This is a genomic window from Kitasatospora sp. NPDC001159, from assembly GCF_053598235.1.
Map to the genome: position 1 here is coordinate 1 of NZ_JBSFJV010000191.1, position 6,268 is coordinate 6,268.

At 70.8% G+C, this 6,268-nt stretch carries 6 protein-coding genes and 2 pseudogenes; all 8 read right to left on the reverse strand.

Features of this window, described 5'->3' with window-relative positions; translation table 11 throughout:
- Positions 1-218: 218 nt before the first annotated feature.
- Positions 219-806 (reverse strand): hypothetical protein, encoded by a 588-nt coding sequence (locus tag ACWC9T_RS40160; protein ID WP_449825988.1) that lies wholly within the window; start codon positions 804-806, stop codon positions 219-221.
- A 542-nt stretch (positions 807-1,348) separates the two neighbouring features.
- A pseudogene (locus ACWC9T_RS40165) lies at positions 1,349-2,022 on the reverse strand (GAP family protein).
- A gap of 42 nt (positions 2,023-2,064) precedes the next feature.
- Positions 2,065-2,904, reverse strand: a complete 840-nt coding sequence (locus ACWC9T_RS40170) for an SDR family oxidoreductase (RefSeq protein WP_449825989.1) — start codon at positions 2,902-2,904, stop codon at positions 2,065-2,067.
- 252 nt (positions 2,905-3,156) lie between these two features.
- Positions 3,157-3,540, reverse strand: a pseudogene (locus ACWC9T_RS40175) (glycoside hydrolase family 15 protein); the annotation flags it as partial.
- 146 nt (positions 3,541-3,686) lie between these two features.
- A complete protein-coding gene (locus ACWC9T_RS40180) occupies positions 3,687-4,292 on the reverse strand; it encodes an FAD-dependent monooxygenase (protein WP_449825990.1) in 606 nt (201 codons plus the stop codon).
- A gap of 155 nt (positions 4,293-4,447) precedes the next feature.
- Positions 4,448-4,960 (reverse strand): allene oxide cyclase barrel-like domain-containing protein, encoded by a 513-nt coding sequence (locus ACWC9T_RS40185; protein ID WP_449825991.1) that lies wholly within the window; start codon positions 4,958-4,960, stop codon positions 4,448-4,450.
- 253 nt (positions 4,961-5,213) lie between these two features.
- Positions 5,214-5,903 carry a hypothetical protein gene (locus ACWC9T_RS40190; protein ID WP_449825992.1) on the reverse strand — a complete coding sequence of 230 codons (690 nt, stop codon included), beginning with the start codon at positions 5,901-5,903 and terminating at the stop codon, positions 5,214-5,216.
- 23 nt (positions 5,904-5,926) lie between these two features.
- Positions 5,927-6,268, reverse strand: a 342-nt coding sequence (locus ACWC9T_RS40195; RefSeq protein ID WP_449825993.1) for a hypothetical protein, incomplete at its 5' end; no start/stop codon positions are given.

Here is a 6,268-nt window from a genome sequence, read left to right on the forward strand (position 1 = left end):
TGGGCCTCGCCGTCACACGCGTCGACATCACCATCGACGACCTCCACACCCCGACCACGCCCTCCACCCCTGACCGCGATGCCATGTGCCACGACGGGTAGTAACGAGTCCAGTCATCGTCGTCCTCCTCGTCCGGCTCGAAGTCCTCGTCCTCGGCCCTGTCCTCGTACTCGTCGTCGTCCTCGGGGGCGTCCTCTTCGTACTCCTCGTCCTCGGTGTCATCCTCCCTTGGCCGATCCGGCGCGGCCCGCTGAACGTTTCGCGGGGGGAGCGGTCTTCGCCGGCGCCTTCTTGGCAGCTGGGGCCGACTTCCTGGGGGCCTTCCTCGCAAGCTTGCGTTCGGGCGAAGACTCAGGCTCAGCCCTGGGGGTCGACCGCGAGGCACGCCCAGCGCGGCCGCCGCTTGTGGCTGCGCGGCGCCGCGCAGTCCGCTCCCGCGCCGGCTCCTCTTGGTTCTCGTCCTCGTCCTCCGGCTCCTCGGCCTTGGGCTTCGGCTTTCCGATGTTGAGAGTGCGCTCGTGCAGGGAGTCCGCGAGTTCGCCGATGCGCCGGCTGGCCGCAGCGGCCAATGCTTTCTTGCCCGTCTCCAAGAGCTCCCCCTTGACCTGTTCGCTGAGACCCGCGACCTGGGGAATCTCACGCAGCTTGTTGAGCCCTTCAGTGGCGAGCTGCCGCGGATCGAGCCCGACCCGACGTCCAGCGATGAACGTCGCCACCGCGAAGGCCAGCCGCCCTTTCTTCATGCGTCCGAGTACATATCCGCCGGCGACCGCGACGCCCAGAGCGACCTTGGTGGTGTTGTTCATGAAGTCATCCTTTCGGCCCGTGTTCCGGGTCGGGCACCGTGTCAAGGGGCGCAAACGGCGGCGGGGCGAGGGCCCGCGCCCGCGACAGGAGCGCTACTCCGCGCTGCCAAGCTCCCAGGGAGCGCCGGGCAAACGCGATGCGGCCGAAGGGCTTGATCCACCTCGGCGCAGGGAATGTCCTCACTCACCGGTACCCGGGTAGCCGCCAGTGCAGCTCCGCAGGGAGCGGGCACGCTCGGAGCTCGGGGGTGCCGCGAGCCATATATCTCCAGTCTGGTCAGTCGGCCGAGTGAGCGCACGCGGGGCACGCGATTCGGCACGGCGGCGTCATGTCGCAAGCCGCGTCATCGCGGTGGGCCGGGGAGCTGGCGCGTTTTCCGGATCTCCTTCCGCCGGACGACCCGACCGTCTACTCCTGCGGCCGGTCCGAGCTGGGCCGGGCCGCACAGCCGACGACCGGACCGGTCGGTGCCGGGGTGGGCCGCTGCCCGCTCCTGACGGGATCGCCCGCCCGGTGCCCGGCCACCGGGCGGGTGATCCCGTCAGGTCAGCACGGAGACACCGTCGCCGACCAGCTTCGCCCCGAGGACGAGGAACAGCACCGCCATGACGGCCGTGTTGTTCCGCGCCGCCCAGTCCCGCCAGTCGGCGAGGGTGCTCCTCGCCCGCTCGCCCATGACCAGGAAGACGCACAGCGGCGTCAGCAGTCCGAGCGAGCCGACGACCACGAACACCGCCACCGACGCGATCTGCTGCCCGACCGGAAGCCCGGCCGAGCTGATCGTGGCCCCACGGCGATGGCCAGGGGGGCGTTCTTGGCATTGGCCGCCGCCAGCGCCAGCCCCAACCCGAGGGTCTTGCCCGGGCTGAGGCTGTCGATCACAGACATCCACTTCGGCAGCCGCGCCTGGGCAGGGTCCTTGGGACGCCGGTGCCACTGCCGAGCGCCGAACAGGACGAGCAGGCCCCCGAGGGCGAGCTTGAGAACTCCCACCCAGGTGGCCGTGTGGCCGTGGCCGGAGGACCCGGCAGGCCCGGCGACCGCCAGCGTCACGCCGGCCACCCCCGCGAGTCCCACGACCCAGCCTGCCGTGAAGAGCAGTCCGTTGAGACGGCCACGCGGCGTGGCGAGAAGCAGAATGATGGCGGTGATCGGTAGCGGGCTGACCGCGACAGCGGCCGCGAAGCCCAGCACATCACCGAGAACCTTTCCCATGCACGTCCTTTGTACGTTCTCCGGTCGGCGCCGGCCCTGTGGTCACCCGCCGGTTTCGAAGCCGGGGAACAGTGTCATGCCGCCGTCGACGTAGAGCGTGGTGCCCACGACGTAGTCGAACAGGTCGGACGCGAGCGCGGCCACTGCGGTGGCGATGTCCTCCGGATCACCGACCCGGTTGTAGGGGATGAGGCGGAGCAGATCGGCTTCCGCCTCCGGCGACTCCCAGGCGCTGCGGTTGATGGGGGTGCGGATCGCGCCGGGCGCCACCGCATTGACCCTGATCCGGTGGGGCGCGAACTCCTGGGCCAGGGTCTGCATCATCATCAGCACGCCGCCCTTGGAAGCCGCGTAGTTCACATGCCCGGCCCAGGGGATGATCTGGTGGACCGAGCTCATACAGATGATCTTGCCCGCGGACCTGGAGACCTCGGGCACGACACCTCTGCGCCGGAACTCCTTGGCCGCCTCCCGGGCGCACAGGAACTGACCCGTCAGGTTGACGTCGAGGACCTTCTGCCACTGAGCCAGGGTCATCTCGGTGGCGGCGGCGTCCCGCTGCAGGCCCGCGTTGGCCACCAGGACGTCGATCGTGCCGAACTCGTCGACCATCCGGGAGATCATCCCGGTCACCTGGTCCTCCTGGGAGACGTCTGCCTCGTGCGCGTAGGCGCGCACGCCGAAGCTCTCGATCTCCCGGACCACGTCCTCGGCGGCTTCGCGACCGGCCACGTAGTTGACCACGACATCGGCCCCGACGCGCCCCAGGCCGATGGCGGTGGCCCTGCCGATTCCGGAATTCGCCCCGGTCACCAGCGCTTTCTGGCCCTTCAGGAGCGGGTAGGAGGTGGTCCGACGACCCTCGGTGTCGCTGGTGCCCACTGCTGTCTCCCCATCTGTCCGTGCGGCGGCACTCCGAACACAAGCAGCACCGCCGACCCGGGTAGCGGTTCGGCTCGCCGCGCTGGCCCGTCAGGGGGACATCCGTCAGACCATCGGCGCAGCGGCCGTGGTGCCCGGAACGCGGTGCGGCTCCCGGCACCTGGGCATCGTCGACGGCCCCAAGCCGTAACCCACGGTGCCCGGGCCCGTCGGCGGGTCGGGGCCACCGCGCGACGGGCTTGCGGCCGGCGGTCAGTCGTCCCGCTGCCGGTCGAGGGCGTCGTCGAGCGCCGCCATGATCAGCGAGAGATGGGTGAAGGCCTGCGGGAAGTTGCCCAGCTGCTCGCCGGTCGGTCCGATCTCCTCGGCGAAGAGACCGACGTGGTTGGCGTAGGTCAGCATCTTCTCGAACGCGTAGCGCGCGGGGCGGAGCCGATACGCCCGGGCGAAGGCGTCCACGTAGAGGAAGGTGCAGAGGCTGAACGTTCCTTCCGAGCCCCGCAGACCGTCCGGCGAGGCCGCCGGGTCGTAGCGGTAGACGAGACTGTCGGACACCAGGGTGCGGTCCATCGCGTCCGGCGTCGACAGCCAGCTCTCCGTCTGCGGAGCCAGGACCTGGGGGATCAGCAGCAGTGAGCGCGAACGGCGCACCCAGTGCTGCCAGAAGTCCACCGCCTGCCACAGCTGCTCGATCACGCCCTCCGCGGTCGGAGGCGCCGGCGCCTCACGGTCCGGTCGGTCGACGGTGAACACGGTGGCGGCCACCTCGCCCGCGTTCAGCGTCACCACGCCCCGCACGTCCCGGCCGGGTAGAGCTGGGCCTCGATCTGGCCCTCGTAGGTCTCCAGGTCGGCGAGGACGCCGTACCAGGACGGGCCGCCGGTGCCTGTCTCGAAGCCGGCCAGGCGGCGCACAGTGCTGTCCGAGCCGTCGGCGCCGACCAGGTAGTCGCAGCGGATCGGGCTCTCGCCGTCGGCGGAGCGCAGCCGGACGGTCACGCCCTCCTCGTCGGCGTCGAGGCCGACGACCTCGCGGTCGGTGAGGACCTTCGCACCCAGGTCCACCGCGCGCGGCTGGAGCAGCGCCTCGACGCGGCTCATCTCGACCAGGTAGTTCTCCTGGTCGGTGACCTTGGTGAGGTCCAGCCAGAGCAGGCCGAAGTGGAGCGTGGGCCACTGGTAGAAGCCCTCGCCGCGCAGCTGCTCGGCGAGCCCGCGCTGCTCGAAGAGCTCGACCGAGCGCTGGTGGAAGGTGGAGATCCGCCAGTACTCGTTGGCCTGCGTCCTGCGGTCGACGACGACGGCCTGCACGCCGGCCGCGGCGAGTTCGCCGGCGAGCATCAGGCCCACCGGACCGGCGCCGGCGATCAGAACGGTGGTGGTGTCCATCAATGCTCTCCCTGGAGACTTCAGCGGCTTGGGGAATGTTGCGCGGCCGGCGGCCGGCGGGACTGCCGGCGCTCGGCGGGCGGCGGGACTGCCGGCGCTCGGCGGGCGGGCGGGCGGCGGGCGGCGGGTACTGCTGCGGCTCGGCGGCCGGGGTGCTACTGCGGCTTGGCGGCCGGCGCGCGGAGGACGATCTCGGCGTGGAACGTGTCGGGCTTGTCGGTCTGCAGGTAGGAGCGGCTGGCGGCCGTTCCCCGGTAGCGGCCGCTGAGGCCGTAGGCGTCGATGCTCTGCCCCTGACCGGCCATGGTGGCCGTGATGTCGACGATGCCCATGGTCCGGGCGGTGCCGTCGGCGAAGGTGAGGAACTCCCGGTAGAAGCCGAAGATCCGGTGGTCCCCGGGGCGGACGTGGACGATGGTCACCGCGCCGGTCAGTTCGGCGAGGTGTTCGCCGTCGGCTGTGGTGATCTCGTTGGTGAACGTCGCACCGTCCCCGACCCCGATGCCGGCCCCGCTGATGACGATCTCGCGTTGCACGACGACGTCGGTGAGATCGGCGAGAACGATCTCCTCGGTGGCGGCGGGGTCCTCGACTGCGGCCGAGCGGTCGGTGCCGACCGGGATCAGGGGGGTCAGCACCGTGACGGGGATGGCGGCGGGTGCTCCCATGTCGTGACGTCTCCTCTCGCAGGTGTCGCGGCCTTGTTGCCTGTACCTTCGCGAAGGCGACTGAAGCTGGTCTAAAGCCCTTCTTGGTGTGCGGAGTTCGAAATCAACGGACTCCGGAACAGCCCCGGGACCAGCCCGCGGAAACGACGGAACCCTCCCTCTCTCCGCGAGCCGGGGGTGTCCCGCGGAGAGGGGGAGGGCGTTCGGTGGGCCCGGTGGCCGGCCGTCGGGCAGGCCGCCGGGCCGGGGCCCGCTAGCTGGACTTCACCGCGTCGTCCGCCGGGTCGACGAGCTCCAGCTCGACTTCCGCCGGGCGGGTCTTGCGCTTCGGCAGGAAGAGCAGGGTGAGGACCGCGAAGACTCCGAGGATGGCGGCGCTGGCCACCAGCGACTGGGTCATGCCGTGGGCGTAGGCGGTGTTCGCCGCCTGGGTCAGCCGCCCGCCGGCGTCGGCCGGCAGGCCGCCGGCCACCCCGTGGGCGCCGGCCACACTGGCCGAGGCGGCGTCGCGGGCCGCGCCGGGCAGGTCGCGCACCGCGTCGACGATCTTGTCCCGGTAGCCGCTGTTGAGCATGCTGCCGATGATGGCGGAGCTGAACGAGACCGCGATGTTCTGCATGGTGCGGGACATTCCGTTGCCGGTGCCGGCCTGGGAGAGCGGCAGGACGGAGAGGACCACGTCCACCGAGAGCGGGATGCTCAGGCCGAGACCGAGGCCGAACACCACCAGCCCGAGTGCGACGCTGCCGTAGCCACTGCCGGCGTGCAGCTGGGAGAGCAGCACCAGGCCGACCGCGCTGACCACCATGCCGACCAGGATGATCGGCTTGGCGCCGACGATCACGAGGATGCTCAGGGTGAGCGCACCGAGCGCCCACCAGCGAAGGGTGCCCCGCACGTCGTTCGCCCCGGACCGGGAGGTCGCAGAGCCGGTGATTGCCATCGGAGTTTCTCCTGTTCGGTGTTTCAGTAGGCGCGCTGGAGTTGTTCGCGATGGCCGTCTGCCATCGCCTGGAACATTTCGGTGACCCGGGCGTTGAGCTTGGCCAGGTCCGCGGAGTCGGGCGGGGTGTCGTTCTCCAGCGAACGCCGCAGCACGTATGCCAGGAGGTCGGCGCGCGCCTCCAGCGGCAGCCCGTCGTCCTCGCCGAGCTCGTCGGCGTTGGAGAAGCCGCGGGCGACGTTCGCGAGGATGTGCTGCGCGGTGGCCCCGGACAGTTCGGGGCGCAGGATGCCCTCGTCGGCCAGCATCTGCAGGTAGTCGGGGTTCTCGGCGAGGTCCTGCTGGGCGGCGCGGACGCTCTCGTC